Source organism: Flavobacterium ginsenosidimutans, from assembly GCF_037478105.1.
Taxonomy (GTDB): Bacteria; Bacteroidota; Bacteroidia; order Flavobacteriales; family Flavobacteriaceae; genus Flavobacterium; species Flavobacterium ginsenosidimutans.
In genome coordinates, this window is sequence record NZ_CP147988.1 from 2,997,528 (window position 1) to 3,014,476 (window position 16,949).

The 16,949-nt window shown below is 31.6% G+C and carries 18 protein-coding genes; 6 read left to right on the top strand and 12 right to left on the bottom strand.

From position 1 onward, the window contains the following. Positions 1–18 precede the first annotated feature (18 nt). From V6624_RS13170 to V6624_RS13180, 3 genes are all read left to right on the top strand, one after another. Entirely contained in the window at positions 19–792 is a 774-nt protein-coding gene (locus tag V6624_RS13170; RefSeq protein ID WP_338838841.1) for a glycerophosphodiester phosphodiesterase family protein, read from the top strand. Between the two features lie 31 nt (positions 793–823). After that, positions 824–2,746, top strand: coding sequence for a discoidin domain-containing protein (locus V6624_RS13175; RefSeq protein ID WP_338838842.1), 1,923 nt, complete (start codon positions 824–826; stop codon positions 2,744–2,746). A gap of 165 nt (positions 2,747–2,911) precedes the next feature. Further along, positions 2,912–4,303, top strand: coding sequence for a M20/M25/M40 family metallo-hydrolase (locus V6624_RS13180; RefSeq protein ID WP_111283683.1), 1,392 nt, complete (start codon positions 2,912–2,914; stop codon positions 4,301–4,303). Between the two features lie 78 nt (positions 4,304–4,381). Here V6624_RS13180 and V6624_RS13185 read toward each other — a convergent pair whose 3' ends face one another. The 10 genes from V6624_RS13185 to prmA all read right to left on the bottom strand — a co-directional run bounded on the left by V6624_RS13185 (position 4,382) and on the right by prmA (position 11,947). Then, a complete protein-coding gene (locus tag V6624_RS13185) occupies positions 4,382–4,684 on the bottom strand; it encodes a hypothetical protein (RefSeq protein ID WP_263524863.1) in 303 nt (100 codons plus the stop codon). A 6-nt stretch (positions 4,685–4,690) separates the two neighbouring features. Further along, positions 4,691–5,143, bottom strand: coding sequence for a hypothetical protein (locus tag V6624_RS13190; protein WP_338838844.1), 453 nt, complete (start codon positions 5,141–5,143; stop codon positions 4,691–4,693). 93 nt (positions 5,144–5,236) lie between these two features. Then, on the bottom strand, positions 5,237–5,911 hold the full coding sequence (locus V6624_RS13195) for a YiiX family permuted papain-like enzyme (protein ID WP_338838845.1): 675 nt from the start codon (positions 5,909–5,911) through the stop codon (positions 5,237–5,239). 101 nt (positions 5,912–6,012) lie between these two features. Beyond that, positions 6,013–6,918 (bottom strand): hypothetical protein, encoded by a 906-nt coding sequence (locus tag V6624_RS13200; RefSeq protein ID WP_111283691.1) that lies wholly within the window; start codon positions 6,916–6,918, stop codon positions 6,013–6,015. Between the two features lie 22 nt (positions 6,919–6,940). Next, positions 6,941–7,759, bottom strand: a complete 819-nt coding sequence (kdsA, locus tag V6624_RS13205) for a 3-deoxy-8-phosphooctulonate synthase (protein ID WP_111283693.1) — start codon at positions 7,757–7,759, stop codon at positions 6,941–6,943. Between the two features lie 370 nt (positions 7,760–8,129). After that, on the bottom strand, positions 8,130–8,576 hold the full coding sequence (locus V6624_RS13210) for a 2-dehydro-3-deoxyphosphooctonate aldolase (protein ID WP_111283695.1): 447 nt from the start codon (positions 8,574–8,576) through the stop codon (positions 8,130–8,132). Positions 8,577–8,597: 21 nt separating this feature from the next. Next, complete coding sequence (locus V6624_RS13215) at positions 8,598–9,284, bottom strand: lysoplasmalogenase (protein ID WP_338838850.1); 687 nt, start codon at positions 9,282–9,284, stop codon at positions 8,598–8,600. Between the two features lie 17 nt (positions 9,285–9,301). Further along, positions 9,302–10,564: a sterol desaturase family protein gene (locus tag V6624_RS13220; protein WP_338838852.1), complete on the bottom strand. Its 1,263-nt coding sequence runs from the start codon at positions 10,562–10,564 to the stop codon at positions 9,302–9,304. Positions 10,565–10,801: 237 nt separating this feature from the next. Then, positions 10,802–11,077 (bottom strand): ATP-dependent Clp protease adaptor ClpS, encoded by a 276-nt coding sequence (locus tag V6624_RS13225; protein WP_095927736.1) that lies wholly within the window; start codon positions 11,075–11,077, stop codon positions 10,802–10,804. A gap of 36 nt (positions 11,078–11,113) precedes the next feature. After that, positions 11,114–11,947, bottom strand: a complete 834-nt coding sequence (gene prmA / locus V6624_RS13230) for a 50S ribosomal protein L11 methyltransferase (protein ID WP_338838856.1) — start codon at positions 11,945–11,947, stop codon at positions 11,114–11,116. A 233-nt stretch (positions 11,948–12,180) separates the two neighbouring features. Between prmA and V6624_RS13235 the strand changes: the two genes are divergently transcribed. The 3 genes from V6624_RS13235 to V6624_RS13245 are packed head-to-tail and all read left to right on the top strand — an operon-like array spanning position 12,181 to position 15,430. Continuing rightward, positions 12,181–13,107, top strand: coding sequence for a hypothetical protein (locus V6624_RS13235; RefSeq protein ID WP_338838857.1), 927 nt, complete (start codon positions 12,181–12,183; stop codon positions 13,105–13,107). Next, the gene (locus tag V6624_RS13240) at positions 13,094–14,071 is read left to right on the top strand and encodes a hypothetical protein (protein WP_338838858.1); all 978 of its coding nucleotides are present in this window, start codon (positions 13,094–13,096) and stop codon (positions 14,069–14,071) included. The genes V6624_RS13235 and V6624_RS13240 overlap by 14 nt, the downstream gene beginning before the upstream one ends. 9 nt (positions 14,072–14,080) lie before the next feature. Next, positions 14,081–15,430, top strand: a complete 1,350-nt coding sequence (locus tag V6624_RS13245; RefSeq protein ID WP_338838859.1) for a hypothetical protein — start codon at positions 14,081–14,083, stop codon at positions 15,428–15,430. A 57-nt stretch (positions 15,431–15,487) separates the two neighbouring features. Here V6624_RS13245 and tpiA read toward each other — a convergent pair whose 3' ends face one another. Together tpiA and V6624_RS13255 are read right to left on the bottom strand one after the other, a co-directional pair. Further along, the gene (tpiA, locus tag V6624_RS13250; RefSeq protein WP_111283699.1) at positions 15,488–16,240 is read right to left on the bottom strand and encodes a triose-phosphate isomerase; all 753 of its coding nucleotides are present in this window, start codon (positions 16,238–16,240) and stop codon (positions 15,488–15,490) included. A gap of 54 nt (positions 16,241–16,294) precedes the next feature. Continuing rightward, positions 16,295–16,792, bottom strand: a complete 498-nt coding sequence (locus V6624_RS13255) for a TlpA family protein disulfide reductase (protein ID WP_111283701.1) — start codon at positions 16,790–16,792, stop codon at positions 16,295–16,297. Between the last annotated feature and the right edge of the window lie 157 nt (positions 16,793–16,949).

The following is a 16,949-nucleotide window of genomic DNA, read 5'->3' on the forward strand; positions in this document are numbered from 1 at the left end:
TTTTTTAACTACGTAATTATGAATACTTTTAAAATATTTAGTGCAGTATGTCTAATTGCTTTTTCATATTGCAATGCTCAAAAGAATGCAATAGTTGCACACAGAGGAGCTTGGAAAAGAAACAATCTTCCCGAAAATTCGATTGCATCATTGAGACATGCAATTGATTTAAAATTGCCAGGTTCAGAATTTGATGTCTGGAGAACAGCCGATGATTCTCTTGTAATCAATCACGATGCACATTACAATAAACTGCTTATCGAAGAAACAAATTATGCTGATTTGATAAAGTTTAAGCTTTCTAATGGAGAAAAGCTTCCAACCTTGTACGAATACATTTCGGAAGGAATGCGGAATAATAAACATACACTTTTGGTTTGCGAAATCAAACCATCAGAAATTAGTAAAGAAAGAGGACAAAAAACGGGTGTAGCAGCAGTCGAAACCATTAAAAAATTAAAAGCCAATAAAAATACCTGCTACATCAGTTTTGATTATGATATTCTAAAAAAAATTAGAGCAATGGATCCTAAAACTTCTCTGCAATATTTAGAAGGGAATAAATCTCCAAAAGAGGTAAAGGCTGATAAAATTAACGGCGTTGATTATCATTATTCTGTTTTTCAAAAACATCCTGAATGGATTCAAGAGGCAAAAGACAATAAAATTCTTCTGAATGCTTGGACAGTAAATGAGGCAAAAGATATGGATTGGATTATCGATCATAAATTCAATTACATTACGACAAACGAACCCGAACTTCTAACTGAAAGATTACAGGCAAAAAAATAATCTTTTAGGCTTATAAACTTAAAATCTAACCATGAAAAAAATATATAAACAACTTACGATGCCAATACTATTGTTTGCGATGCTTTTCGTAAATAATCTTTCGGCACAAAAATTAGGTAAAACAGAATGGTTTGATCCTAATAAACCTGCGACCACTTATTGTAATCCGATTAATATTGGCTACAATTATACAACACACAATCACAACGGAATTCCAGAATCTCGCCGCTCAAGTGCTGATCCAGTAATTATTACTTATAAAGGTGAATATTATTTATTTGCAACGAATCAGGCAGGTTTCTTTTGGAGTAAAGATATGTCTGATTGGAATTTTGTTTATGGAAGTTTCCAAAGACAACCAGGCGATGATGATCAATGCGCTCCTGCAGCTTGGGTTGTTAATGATACTTTATTTTATGTTGGTTCAACTTGGAAAAGAGATCATCCAATCTGGAAAACAGCAGATCCAAAATCTGGAAGATGGACACGTCACGTAGACAAAGCTATGTTGCCAACTTGGGATCCAGCTATTTTTCAAGATGACGATAAAAAAGTATATATGTACTACGGTTCAAGTGGAAAATTACCGCTTGTAGGCGTTGAGGTTGATTATAAAACTTGGCTTCCAAAAGGAAATCAAGCAGATTACGCAACATTATACAAAGCTACAGAAGTTGAAGATATTCAAAAGCCTTACGGACAAATAAAAGAAGTTGCAATTCTTGATCCTTCAGCTCACGGATGGGAGCGTTTTGGACCAAATAACGATATGGAGCCTGCGCCTTGGGGAAATTTTATCGAAGGAGCTTGGATGACTAAACATAACGGAAAATATTATATGCAATACGGAGCGCCAGCAACTGAATTTAAAGGATATGCAAATGGTGTTCATGTTGGAGATAATCCGTTAGGGCCTTTTACGTATCAAAAACACAATCCGATGTCTTATAAACCAGGCGGATTTGTAATTGGTGCTGGACACGGAAATACTTTTGCAGATAATTATGGAAATTACTGGAATACAGGAACGTGTAAAATTTCTATAAAAGACCGTTTCGAGCGTCGTATCGATATGTTTCCTGCCGGATTTGATAAAGATGATGTAATGTATTCTATTACAGCTTATGGAGATTTTCCGATTGTGCTTCCAACAAGCGAGCGCGATCAGACAAAAGGAGCTTCTTCTGGCTGGATGTTGCTTTCATATAAAAAGCCAGTTACCGTTTCTTCTTCTGAAGAATGTATGGAAGTTGAGACACATAGAATGGATAATGGCGGAAAAAAAGTGTATGAAAAATTCTGTTACGGGCCAGAAAATCTTACCGATGAAAATATTCAAACGTATTGGTCTGCAAAAACTAGCAATCTAGGAGAATGGCTTCAAATGGATTTAGGAAGACAAATGGAAATTAATGCTCTTCAAATTAATTATGCAGATCATAAAGCTACTCAGTTTAATAAAGCAATGGATATCTATTATCAGTATAAAATCTATATGTCTGATGATGCTCAAAACTGGACTTTAGTTGTAGATAAATCTAAAAACGATAAAGATGCACCTCATGATTATGTAGAACTTACAAAATCAATTAAAGCGCGTTACATTAAAATGGAAAACATTCATAATGCATCTGGTCTATTTGCCGTTTCAGATTTCAGAGTTTTTGGAAATGGATTGGCAGCAAAACCAAAAGCTGTCGCTTCTTTCAAAGTAGATAGAAACAAAACAGATTCTAGAAATGCTATGATTTCTTGGAAAAAACAAGAGGATGCTGTTGGATATAACATTTATTACGGAATTACTCCAGATAAGCTATATAACAGTATTATGGTTTATGGCGATAATACGTATGATTTTAGAGGTTTGGATAAAGGAACAAAATATTATTTCACTATTGAACCTTTTAATGAAAACGGAATTGGAACAAAAAATAAGATTATTGAAGTAAAATAATTTTTATTTATTGAATCTGTAAAAGCTCCGATTGCAAATTGAAGAATTTGTAATTGGAGTTTTTTTTTGAGAAAAGGTTGAAGAAAAAGCATTCTAACTGTCAGGAATTTTGTTCCTTTGTGAACGTGTCAAAAGCACTATAAACTCCAAATTACTATAAAAACTATGAAAAAAACGATTCTTTTAACTGCTTTAGTTTTAAACGGATTGCTATCATTTGGTCAGTCAAATGACGAAAAAAACATCAAATTATTTTATAAAAAAGCCTTGACAGAAGCAAAATGCTACACTTGGCTAGAATATTTGTCTAACGATATCGGAGCTCGTTTATCTGGCTCTAAAGGAGCAGAACAAGCTGTTGATTATACAAAAAGACAATTAGAAGCTTTAGGACTTGATAAAGTTTATTTGCAGGAAGTTATGGTTCCGCATTGGGTTAGAGGTGAAAAGGAAACTGCTTATATCTTAGACGGAAAAGTAAAAACGGTTGTGCCAATTTGTGCTTTAGGAGGCTCTGTTGCGACTCCAAAAACTGGAATTACTGCGGAAATTATTGAAGTGCAAGGAATTAAAGAATTAGCTGAATTAGGAGCTGATAAAGTAAAAGGAAAAATTGTGTTTTATAACAGACCAATGAATCCTGAAAACATTGAAACTTTTACTTCTTACGGAGCTTGTGTTGACCAAAGATATGCAGGAGCAAAAGAAGCAGCAAAATTAGGAGCAGTTGGAACAATTGTTCGTTCTATGAATTTACGTTTAGACGATTTTCCTCATACAGGAGCTCAAAGTTATGGTGATTTGCCAAAAGAACAATACATTCCAACAGCTGCGATCAGTACAAATGGAGCAGAATTGTTGAGTAAATCTTTAAAAGTAAATCCAGCTTTGAAGTTTTATTTCAAACAATCTTGCGAAACTTTACCAGACGTATTGTCTTATAATGTAATTGGAGAATTGACAGGAACTGTTAGTCCAGAAAATATTATGGTAGTTGGAGGACACTTAGATTCTTGGGATTTAGCAGATGGTTCTCATGATGATGGAGCAGGAGTAGTACAAAGTATGGAAGTTATTCGTATTTTGAAAAATCTAAACTACAAACCTAAAAATACTATTCGTGTAGTATTGTTTATGAATGAAGAGAATGGCGGAAAAGGCGGTGCTAAATATGAAGAAGTTTCAAAAGAAAAGAAAGAAAACCATATTTTTGCTTTAGAAAGTGATTCAGGCGGATTCTCGCCAAGAGGTTTCTCAATCGAAGCTGACGATGCTAATTTGAAAAAAATTCAAGGATACAAAGATCTTTTTGAACCTTATTTAGTACATAGTTTTACAATTGGACACGCAGGTTCAGATATTAGCCATTTAACTTCTCAAGCGATTGTGAAAGCAGGATTGAAACCAGATTCACAACGTTATTTCGATTACCACCACGCAGCAAACGATACTTTTGATGCAATCAATAAAAGGGAATTAGAGCTTGGTGCAGCAACAATGACTACATTAATGTATTTATTAGATCAAAACGGAATCGAAACGAAAAAAGCAAATTAAGATTCAATAATAAAAAATGAAAAGCCATAAGTTTTACTTGTGGCTTTTTTTGTTTGAATTCCGTAAAAATTTTTGAAATCAAGATTTCATCACAATCAAATAATAAAAAAAGATAATAGGAATGTTAGAAAGCAAGATTAAAATCTTCATACCAATATCTTTTCGCTGTTGCGGTAAATGAATAAACTTTTCCATTAAATGGAAAAACATGATGGTATTGACAATAATGCCAGCCAAAGCAAAAGGCCAAGCAATAACCAAAACCATTGCATTTCCATTTGAAAGAATGTAAGGTATAAATAAAAGCGTACTTATTATAAATGTGCCAATCGCTAATTCTATAGATTGTTTTTCCTCAAAAGGTTTATGAATTGTTTTCATGATTTTTTAAATTTTAAATGATTGCTGAATAGTTTGAACAGACATAAAAAGCATTTTTGAAAAATCGAGATAATAAAATGCATGTGCTTTTTTTCCTCTTTGGTATTGTTGAATAAAATATTTGATTCTCTTTGGATAAAAAATAGTTCCGCTTAAAATAACCATGAACAAATACAAGCTTTTCTTCCCATTTCCAAGCAAATAATACTGCATTCCGATTTCTTCGTAAACTGAAACCCCTGTATTTGTCAAAACATGAATAACGTCATGATCCTCTAGTTTTTCCTGAATATCGAAATGATTTTGATATAGAAAACTTCCTAAACCAAATCCAAGACTTTCCTCAGGATAATCCATTAATTTAGTTTTATCAATATTCCAAGGCTCATTCTTCTTGAAATATTTTTGATACGGTTTTTTAGAACATTCATACAGTTTTTCGATCCAATAATCTCTCATAAATCTGGTTTTTTTAAAGTTCTTTGAAATTCAAAGTAAATAGCTAAATAAAAAAGCTAGAAATAATAAGTCAACTAGCTTTTTAGAATAATATTAATAAGTGTCTATAACAGTTTTCAATAAATTAGAATCAGAAAGGTCAGAAGGAGCAACCACTTTTTCTTCTAATGGAATATCATTTCCGTATAGTTCTTTTAGTATTTTCTGAACTCTTGGATCAGATAAATTAAAATCTTTCAATTCTCGAAGTTTCGATAATTCAATTCCTGTGGCATTTTTATAGATTTTCCAAATCAATTCAGAACAATAAATTCTGTTGTCAGTCCATTCAAAATAAGCATCATAATCTTTTCCATCAAATTGCTGACTGTAATCTTTCATTTTTTGAAGAACTTCTGGTTTTAAAACGCTGTCATTTTTCAATCGTTTAACCACATATTTACTGCCTTTTCCATGTTTTATCCAATCTTCAAGCGGTGTAAGTTTTACAGGCTGTACAGCTTCAAAAACAAACCATTTTCCATTAATGTCGTAAATAATTCCGCAGTGAGAAAACTTAGAATTAGTTGCAATACGAACTGCTTCACATTGTTTAGATTCTGAAGTTTGGAAAATAATATCGCCATCTTTGAATTTGCTCACAATGGCTTTTTCTGCCTTAGGTCCAGTAAAAGGATTATTAGGAAAAACTTTTATGGCAACAAATAAAGCGCATCCAAAACTTAGAACAAAAGTGATTATCGGAAACAGATATTTTTTGATTTTCATAAAGTATAATTTAAAGTACTTTGAGTTGCAAAGTAAATAATAAAAAAAATAGCTGCCAAATAAAATGACAGCTATTTTTATAAAATATATTTTACGAAATATTAGATTCTAAAAATACCTCCTACAGCAATAATACGCTGGAAGAAGAAGAAATCTTGAGAAGCTTTGTCTTCGTTGCTAACAGTAGTTCTAATATCCTGCATATTGATGTAACCACCTTTTAATTCTCCCTGAACATAGAAATGTTTGAAAAAAGTAACGTTGATACCTGCTTTTGCAGAAACACCATAACCAGAAACGTGAAAATCATCATGACGTTCTTTACCTAAAACTGTAGCATTTGTTTTTGGATACAAAAGACCAGCTCCTAATCCTTCAGTTAAGTTAATCTGAACTTTATCAATGTTTGGAAGTCTGAACAATTTCGAAATATCATCAAATCTAGAAACCTCAGTATTAATGTAGTTTAAACCATCTGTATGTTCGTACATTAAAAAAGCAGGACCGCCTACCTGAGTTTCACCTTTATCAAAACCACCTTCTTGAGCACCACCTTGAGACATATCTACTGGTCTGTTATTGTACTCACCATTGTAAATTGAACCTGGATCATTTTCAGGTAAATTGATGTATCCGTTTACGTTTGCAATTTGATTTTGTGTCATTACATATTTCATGTGGTCAACACCAAGTGTAACGCTATAATGATCACTAAAAAAATAACCTAATCTCAAATTGGTTTGCGGAATAGTCATATTCACTGGATTAACGTAGTCTACATGCCATCCTTTTGGTTTGTCATGAGCCGCCATATTCTCAACAGTAAAGTTGTAATCCTTACCTCTAAAGTTTACATCAGATTTTGAGTAACTTTCTCTGTTACCACCCCACATAACAAAGAATTTTCCTTTGTTGTGAGCGGCATATTTTTGTACAGGTATTTCTTCCTGAGCAAATGTGTTTAATGAAACACAAGCCAGTAAGAAAAATAAAATTTTTGTTTTCAAAGAACTTAAGTGTTATAAATTATTAAAAGGCATTTACAGTTTTTCTAATAGCTACCAACTTGTTCATTAAACCTTCAAAATAGTCTAAATGAAGCATATTGGCACCATCACTTTTTGCATTTGCAGGATCAAAATGCGTTTCGATAAAAATACCGTCAACACCAACAGCGATACCCGCTTTTGCTACTGTTTCAATCATGTCAGGTCTTCCGCCAGTAACACCAGCAGTCTGATTTGGCTGTTGTAAAGAGTGAGTAACGTCTAGAACCGTAGAAGCATATTGCTGCATAGTAGGAATTCCTCTAAAATCAACAATCATGTCTTGATAGCCAAACATAGTACCACGATCTGTAACCATAACATTCTCATTATTGCAGTCTAATACTTTTTGAACAGCATGTTTCATGCTTTCTGGACTCATAAATTGTCCTTTTTTCAAGTTTACTGTTTTTCCTGTATTAGCCGCAGCTACAACAAGATCAGTCTGACGAACTAAGAAAGCTGGGATCTGCAATACATCAACGTATTGAGCAGCCATATCTGCATCTTCGTTAGTATGGATGTCTGTTACAGTTGGAACATGAAAAGTTTCTGAAACTTTTCTTAAGATTTTTAATGCTTTTTCGTCACCAATTCCAGAAAAACTGTCAATTCTAGAACGGTTTGCTTTTTTGAAAGATCCTTTAAATACGTAAGGAATCTGAAGTTTGTCGGTAATGCCAACTAATTTTTCAGCAATTCTCAACGCCATTTCTTCTCCTTCGATAGCGCAAGGCCCTGATAATAAAAAGAAATTCCCGCTGTCAGTATGCTTAATTTGTGGAATATGTTGTATGTTCATAAAATTATTTTTTTGCACTGCAAAGGTAGTCATGATTTATGAATAGCAGATGAAGATTTAAGATTATTTTAAGAAGTCGAATAATTGACTAGGAGCTTAGTAGAATTAACGAATTGCTAAAATTTCTCTAGAATGATTAAATGCTTTTTCCGAGGCAATATTAAATCATGAAAAGAAACTAATGCATGACATTTATCATGTTCTAAAGTTTTACAATCATAAAAGATAAAACTAGTTCAAAATACCGAACTAAATTTAGCTGAAGCAGGCTTATAGATTGTTTTAGTGCCTACTATTAATTGAAACAAGATAGGAAGAAGGAGTAATATTAAATGGAGCAATTCAAGCATATCTCAAGAATCGATTATGTTTATTTCAACCTCAATCCCACAGGAACCATTAAAATTCCTTTTTCATAAATATTCAAATACAGTTTAACTGGTTTCTTTTGTCCTTCCCATTTTAGTTCATAAACATTCAGGAATCCAGCTCCCATATTACTTCTTTTGGTTGGAAACGGACAACAGGTTTCTAATCTTGTGTAAGTAATAACTTCTCCATTTGGGCCAGCCAAAGCATTTAAAAAACGAGATTCGTTTAAAGTTTCGTTATTGGTATTTTGAAAAAAGATATTAACTGGATAATCTGGATCGTAACCGTATTTTTTGTCTTTAGCAAACTGTGTAATGGAAAAAGTATTGTCTTTCTTTAAAATCAAATCTGGGGCATTATTGTCGACATTTTTCAAAGTTGACTTTGTACTTATGCACGAAGAAGCAGTGATTAATAAGACAATAAAAAGAGCTATTTTTTTCATGAGTTGAGGTTGTTGCGAAAGTTAAACTGGTTGCTGTATTTTTTTTGGATTTAATTTTAAAATACCAACTACAATCAGATATTGTGCCAGAAGATAAGTCAGCATGATAAAAAATGAACTTTTCGGAATTGGAGCATAAAATTTGTTTACAGCCAAAATACTATCGGAAATAACAAATAAAAGAGCGCCTAAAAAAACAAGCCCATTACCAGGCTTTTCCCATACTAAAAATCCGTTAAAAGCAAAAAGAAGCATTATCGAAATAACAGATGCATAAACCGAAACTGGAATTTGCAGTTCTCCTAAATATGGCATTAAAAAAGAAACCATCCCGATTAAATAAATGGCGATTAAAACACTTCCAAATATGAAAAACGGTTTATTCTGTTTTTTTCTAATTCTATTTTGTTTGTTAAAGAGAACGCAATAAATAATATGCGCTGTTAAGAAACTGACAAGTCCTAAGATAAAGTAAATTTCGCCAAGCTCAGTAAAAAGCAGAATGACATCTCCAATCCAAGAAAATACTAAAGCGATCAATAAAGTATTCTGAGTTGGAAATTTTCTGTAGAAATAAGCTCCGAACCCAATAATTGGAATTAAAATGGGTTTGAGAAAAAGATCAAAACGCTCGTAGCCCGAGACCAGAATAGCCAAATAGACTATGCTGAACGCAACGTAAAGTTTAAAAAAAGAAGAATTTCTCATAATAGGGGGTTATGAATTTATATATTGGTTTGGTTGGTTTTAAATTCAAAATTAACAAAATAAAGTGTTGTTAAAAAGGATAAGATCAGGTACGTAAAAATAATATAATTACTAATTGGAATAACATGATTTAAGCCAAACCAATCTCCATAATAACCTATAATACAAATTACAAGCCCCAATCTAAGACCTTCCCATAAAAGAGCAAATCGATTTTTGTCCATTAACTCCGTATAACTATAGATGGTCACAAAAATAAAAAATCCATAGATAAAGATATTCGGAAGACCGATTTTAGCAATGTTGTCAAATAAATAACTTACAAACAATAACGTAATTAGCATTTGTGAGACAGACCAGTATATTAGCTTTTGAGAATTTTGTGTACCGTATTTTTCAAAATCAAAAACATTTTCAATTTTGTTTACAGGGTATTTCTCTTCAAAGTTTTCTGGACGCCAGCCTGTTGGTTTGAACCAAATGGTCAATTTGTCTTTCCATTTAGGAGCGCGCCAGGCATCTTTAATTAATAAACTCAAATGCTGAAAATTTATTTTAACTGGATTCCAAGTATTTGCTGGTCTTGTAATTCCGAAAACAGGAGGTACGTCGTCTAATTCTTCTTGAAAAGTTCCAAAAAGTTTATCCCAAAAAATAAAAATCTGCGAATGGTTTTTGTCTAAATATTCAGGATTAATGGCATGGTGCACACGATGATGTGAAGGAGTCACTAAAATATGTTCTAAAAAGCCCATTTTTTTAATGTGTTTGGTATGATACCAAAATTGTAAAAACAAATGTATTGGTAGCGTTATCGCAATTACAGAAGCTGGTACGCCAAGCAATGCTGCAGGAATCAGCAAAAAGGTAAATAAATTAACCAAACTCGCAATTGGTTGGCGAAGCGCACAGGCAAGATTAAATTCTTCACTGCTGTGATGAATAGCATGTTTGTTCCAAAGAAAATTAATTTGATGCGCCAGTCGATGACTCCAATATCCGTAGAAATCAATAACAAAAAAAGCAATGAAGTAGGATAGAACGTTGGCTTCTAAATGCTGTAATGCGATCTTAGAAACAAGCCATTCGTAGGAAAGAAAAGTGATACTAAGTCCTAAAACATCTTTTACAGAATTGGTTATTCCAGAACTAATACTCGATACACTGTCTATTAGTGGCGCTGTATCGTTTTTTACATAAATGCCGTATATTTTTTCAATGATAATTAAAGTCAAAAAAATGGGCATTGCAATAATCAATATCTTTCCATATTCCTCCATAAAAAAAGCATTCTATTTCAGTCAAATATATAATAAAATAGAATGCATTTTATATTATCGTTAAATTAAACGATTTTTAATGTCATATTTTGATTTAAAACAAATAAACAGGAAAGTTTCTTTAATGTTTTAACTTACTTTTTGATACGAGAAATAAAGGAAGTAATCTCAAAAAAAATGCACTCTATTTAATTCCAGTATAGAATAAAATAGAATGCTTTTTTAAATTATTTTCAACTAAACAATTTCGGCGCTAAGTCCAGCTTCCAAAAGTTGTGTGCATTGAGGTTTAAGTTTTTCAATCGGACCTGTTTTTACAGTGCATTTTCCGTTGTAATGAACAATCAAAGAGCATTGTTCAGCTTGTTCAGCTGTGTGGTCGCAAACACGCATAAGAGTATCGATTACGTGATCAAAAGTGTTTACATCATCATTATACACAATGATCTCGTTATTAAAAGCAATGGCTTCCTTTTCGCGAACTCTTTCTCTTACTTTTTCTTTAGTACTCATGTCTTATAGGTTTTGTACTGAATTGATTATCAGTATCTAATTTACATATTTTAAAGATACCCAGTTGTTTCTTTGAAGCTTTTTAACATAAGTTAAACCCTTTTCAACGCATGAAGCATCAATAAATGGAATATCTTCTTCATAAAAACCGCTAAAAAGAATGATTCCTTTTGGGTTTAAAGCATCAACATAAGACTGCATATCGTTCAACAAAATATTTCTGTTGATATTGGCAATGATTAAATCGTATTTTTTACCTGCTAATAAAGCGGCATCGCCCTCATAAACGCTGATATGTTTGCAATTATTGCGTTCGGCATTTTCGATTGAATTTAAATAACACCAATTATCAATATCAATGGCATCAATAGGTTCTGCGCCTTTCATTTCTGCTAGAATAGCTAAAATGGCAGTTCCGCAGCCCATATCAAGCGTTTTTAAACCTTTTACATCCATTTCTAGTAAATGCTGAATCATCATGTGAGTGGTCTCATGATGTCCAGTTCCAAAACTCATTTTTGGTTCAATTACAATATCAAACTCAGCATCTGTTTTTTCATGAAAAGGAGCACGAACATGGCATTTTCCGTCAACATCAATTGGCTCGAAATTTTTTTCCCATTCTTCGTTCCAGTTTACCTGATCGATTTCTTCAATGGTATATTCAATTTTAAACTCTTCAGATTGCAAAATATAAATATCATCTAGGATATTTTCGTCCCATAAATCTTTCTTCACAAAAGCCGAAATACCGTTCTCAGTTTCTGTAAAACTTTCAAACGCTTTTTCGCCCAATTCAGCCACTAAAATTTCAGAACCCAATTCTTTCGGCTCAATCGTAAAATGATATCCTAAATAGATGTTTGACATAAATAAAAATTTTTGCAAAGGTAAGAATCCGAAATATAAAATTGTGCTAAAAAATAATAAGATTAATTGATCGATTCAATATGAAATTTCGGCATTAAATTTGTAAGAAATAACTTTATATTTGCTTCACGTTTATGAAAAAGTCTTTGCTTTTATTAATTCTTATTATTCTGATTGTTTCATGTGATAAAAAGCATGAAACAATCAGATCATTTTGTTATTGGAAAACCGATTTGAATTTTGATAAAAAAGATGATTCTATCATTAAGGAATTAAAAGTAAAGCACTTGTACATCCGTTTTTTTGATGTCGATTGGAGTTCTCAGGATAATGAACCTGTGCCAGTTGCTGATATTAGAAATGTCAAACTTAATAAAAGTCAGATTGAAATTACACCAAGTGTTTTTATTACTAATGAAGTTTTTCTAAAAACAAATAAAGGGCAATTGGATACACTGGCTTTACGAATTGTAAAGCGCATAAATCAAATATCAATAAGAGAAGAAATACTTCCAAAAAATGATTTTCAAGAAATCTTAATTGATTGTGATTGGTCGCCGAAATCACGTGAAAACTATTTCTATTTGTTGAAACAAATTAAAAAGAGCTTTATAAAAACAAAACTTTCTGCAACGATAAGACTTTGGCAATATAAATACGCAACTAAAGCAGGAACTCCACCAATTGATAAAGGTTTATTAATGTGCTATAACATTACCAAACCCAATGATCTTAATACAGAAAATTCTATTGGTACCAGCCGAGAATTGTCACAATACATAACACATAGTAAATATAAACTCAAGCTTGATGTCGCTTTACCGTTGTATAGCTGGGCAGTTGTCTTTAGAGGAAATCAATATAAAGGAATTATTTCCGATTATGAGCAATTGATAAATGGCAAGACAAAAGGAAGAGAGATAGCGCCAAATAAGTATTTATTAAAAGAAGACATTTTGATAGGAAAAACATATCTCAGAAATGGAGATTTAATTAGAATAGAAAAAATTTCGGAAGAAGAGCTTGAAAAAATGATCTCTATTGTAAAGAATAAAATTGAGATCGATAATCAAACAAAAATATCTTTTTTCTCATTTGATCAGAAATATATAAACAATTATAAAATTCAAAATATATCAAAATATTATGCGCGTTTTTAGTAGTTTAATTTTAGTACTGACATTTCAGTTTTGTTTTGCCTGCATAGAAGGACCTAATGCATCAGAGCATACCAGAGTGGCAGTTTTTGAAGCACAACGGAATGGTTTTTTTAGCCTTATGCCTTTTCGTTATTCGGCGGATCGATTTTATTTGTATTCTGAAGAAGATTATATAAATAATTACGATTATGGAGCTGACAAGAAATTAAATTGCGTTGAATGGCAGAAAAAACTAAATAACCAAATAAAGGTAGAAGATATTTATTTGATTTTGTATAAAACAAAAGCCAAAGAATTTATAGATGCTTATGAAAGTAATTCGTTAAGAAATGTCTTTAAAAATAACACATTTGTCAATATATTGACACAATCAAGATATAAAGCATTTCTAGATTATATTTTATTTTCAAAAAAAATAGAATACAATAATCGTTCTTGGAATTTAGGGATCAAATACAAATTAGAGATAGAAAACAATAAACAAAAACTACTGAATGTAAATGACAGATTTTTAAAAGAACGATATGCATTTTTACTTTTGAGAAATTATTTTTATGGTGATAATTCTAAAGAAGTTATTCATTTATACAATACTTATTTTGAAAAAAACACAAATACAATTTTAAATATATGGGCTTTTAATTATAGATCTTCTTATTTTAAAAATAGGGCTTATACAAATTATTTGATAAGTAAAACTTTAAGCACTGCTAAATATAAAACGTATATAATTTTACAAAATTATAGATGGGATTTAATTGAGGAAACATTAGCTCTAGCAAAAAGTGATGATGAAAGAAGTGTAATTCTGGCGATTGAAAATTTACGAAATCCAGCTCCATGTTTAAATGAAATTATGCAGATAGCAAAATTGAGTCCCAACAATCTGTTTTTAGGATTTTTAGTTGGCAGAGAAATAAATAAGTTGGAAGATTGGATTTATACGCCTAAATATACGGGTTAAGATTCGACTATGAGGTATGGACGTGAAATAGATTGGGAAAATTACGAGCAGTCAAAAAAAGAAAATGACAAAAAGGATATTTCATATTTGAGAGAATTGCGAAGTTTTTTAATTGGTATTTATAATAAGACATCTGGAGAACAAAAAGATTATATCGCATCTGCAATTGCACATCTTTCGTTTATGGATGATCGAGTTGACTTAGGAAAAAAATATACTAATATGATTTCTAGTAATGCAAATAGTTCAATACAAATGCAAAAAAATATACAGCTGGCATTGCTATCTCTTAGAGAAGATAATTTGAAGAGCAAAGACGTACAAGATCAGCTTGCTGTGTACTTTAATTCAGTGGAAAATTTAGCAAAAAAGGATAATAGCCTAGATAAATGCATGTACAGCTTGTACTTAATTGCAAGTGAAGAATTCCTTAAACGTGGAGATGCTGTCTATGGAGGTTTGTTTTCATTAAAATCGCATGTAAAAAATGAAGATGAGTTTCCTTATAACTTTGATGTCATTGATTATTTTGATCGTAATGCTACAGTAAATGATATGGAGCGTATAATTCAATTAAAACAAAAGAAAAATAAAACATCTTTTGAAAAGTTTATTTGTTCCAGTGCTATGCCAGAAGATATTAATCTTTTAAAAGATGTTAAAGGAACAATCGCTTTTAGAAATAATAATTTAGAATTAGCTTATAATACTTTTGCTAGTATTCCTAAAGATTTTTGGGACAAAAAATATGTATTTAAAGATCATTTAAACGAAGATCCATTTATACCTAAGGTTTTGCAAAAAACTAAAGACCGTAAATATGATTATCATTTTAATAAAGCAGAATTTCTGTCTAGTCTTATCGAATTAAAAAAACAAAATACAGCGAAAAACAATTTATTGCTTGGGCATGCTTATTTTAATGTTTCTTTTTATGGTAATTCCTGGATGATGGTAAGTTATTATTGGTCTCAGGGTTTTGGATATGAAAGTAAAAACGAAAACGAAAAAAAATATCAAAAAGATAATTACTATTGCTTAACAATAGCAGAAAGTTATTATGAAAAAGCTTTAAAAATGTCTCAGGACAAAAATGAAAAAGCCTTAGCTAGTTTGATGATTTTTAAATGTAAATATGCTAAATATAAATCTACCGGTTTTAATTCTTATGAAATGAATTATTTTCCTGTATCAAATATGCAATATAGATATCCACTTTTTTATGAATACTTTTATCCATACAATGATGATCGAAATTTTAAAGGAATTCAAGAGCTAATTAATTTCTATTCCGTTTATAAATCTACCGAAACATTTAAGAAGTATAATTGTCCGTTGTTGAGAGAATTTATAAATTAAAGAAACAAAAAAAGCGTTCATAATTATGAACGCTTTTCATTTATATAAATCTAAAAATTAGATAGCAGTAACAATAGCTAAGAAATCGTCAGCTTTTAAAGCTGCACCTCCAATTAAACCACCATCTACGTCTGGTTTAGAGAAGATTTCTTTAGCGTTTTCTGGTTTTACAGAACCACCGTATAAAATAGAAACTTCATCAGCGATTTCAGCTCCAAAAGCCTTACGGATAGTTTCTCTGATGAATTCGTGCATTTCTTGTGCTTGTTCTGGCGAAGCAGTTTCTCCAGTTCCAATAGCCCAAACTGGCTCGTAAGCTAAAACAATTTTAGACCAAGATTCTTTAGCAATATGGAAAACACCATCACGTAATTGATTTTCAACAATATTAAAGTGATTTCCAGATTGACGATCTTTTAATTCTTCACCAAAACAGAAAATAACTGTCATGCCGTGTTTTAAAGCTGTGTCAACTTTGTTAGCAATTAAAGCATCAGTTTCGTGGAAAATAGCTCTGCGCTCAGAGTGACCTAAGATTACAGTATTAACTCCAATGCTTGTTAACATATCTGCAGAAATTTCTCCTGTAAAAGCACCGCCTTCAGCTTGGTGAACATTTTGAGCAGAAACTCCAATAGTTGTGTTTTTTAATTTTGCAGCCGCTGCTTGTAAGTTTACAAAAGTTGGCGCTACAATTACTTGTGCATTTGTTTTTGCTGGAATTTTAGCAATTAACTCGTTTAATAATTCTTCAGTTTGTGCAGCATTTTTATGCATTTTCCAGTTTCCTGCAACAATCGATTTTCTCATTTTGGTAGTTTTATATTATTTTTTTGTTTTTTGTTTGAATTTTGTCTTGAAAAATTATTTCAATGATTGTAAAGTAGAATTGATTTTTTCGAAATCAGTTTCAATAGCGCGGTATAAAGCGATTTTCCCAGTTTTATCCACGATAATGTAACGCGGAATCCAATCTAAATCGATAGCTTTTCCAAAAAGACCTTTCATTCCGTCATTCATCATGTAATGATCTCCTTTATTTAATTCGTGTTTTTCAATTCCTGCTTTCCATTTTTCAGCAGTTTTATCAGCCGAAATGAATAAGTAAGAAACCTCAGGATTATTAGCTTGTAATTCTTTTAATTTTGGCATTGCTTTTACGCAGTCACCACACCAAGAAGCCCAAACTTCGATTACCAAAGTTTTTCCTTTGTATTTTTTTAAGATGTTTTTGAAAGTAACTTGACTTCCGTCAGTGGCTAGTAATTTCTCAGATAAAGCTTCTTTAGAAAAAGCTGTTTTCTGAGCTTGTGTGCAAGAAAAAGAAATAAATGCAATTACGGCTAGGACTAATTGTTTCATATTTTACTAAAATTATTTTTTATTAGGGGTACTGAATTCACAAAGTTAAACAAACAAATGGAATGCCAATTGTACATTAACAAAATTTGAAGAGTCGTTTATTCTGTAACAAAACTGCGGTTTTGGGTTAGAAAAAGTGGAATGAAATCGTAATAGT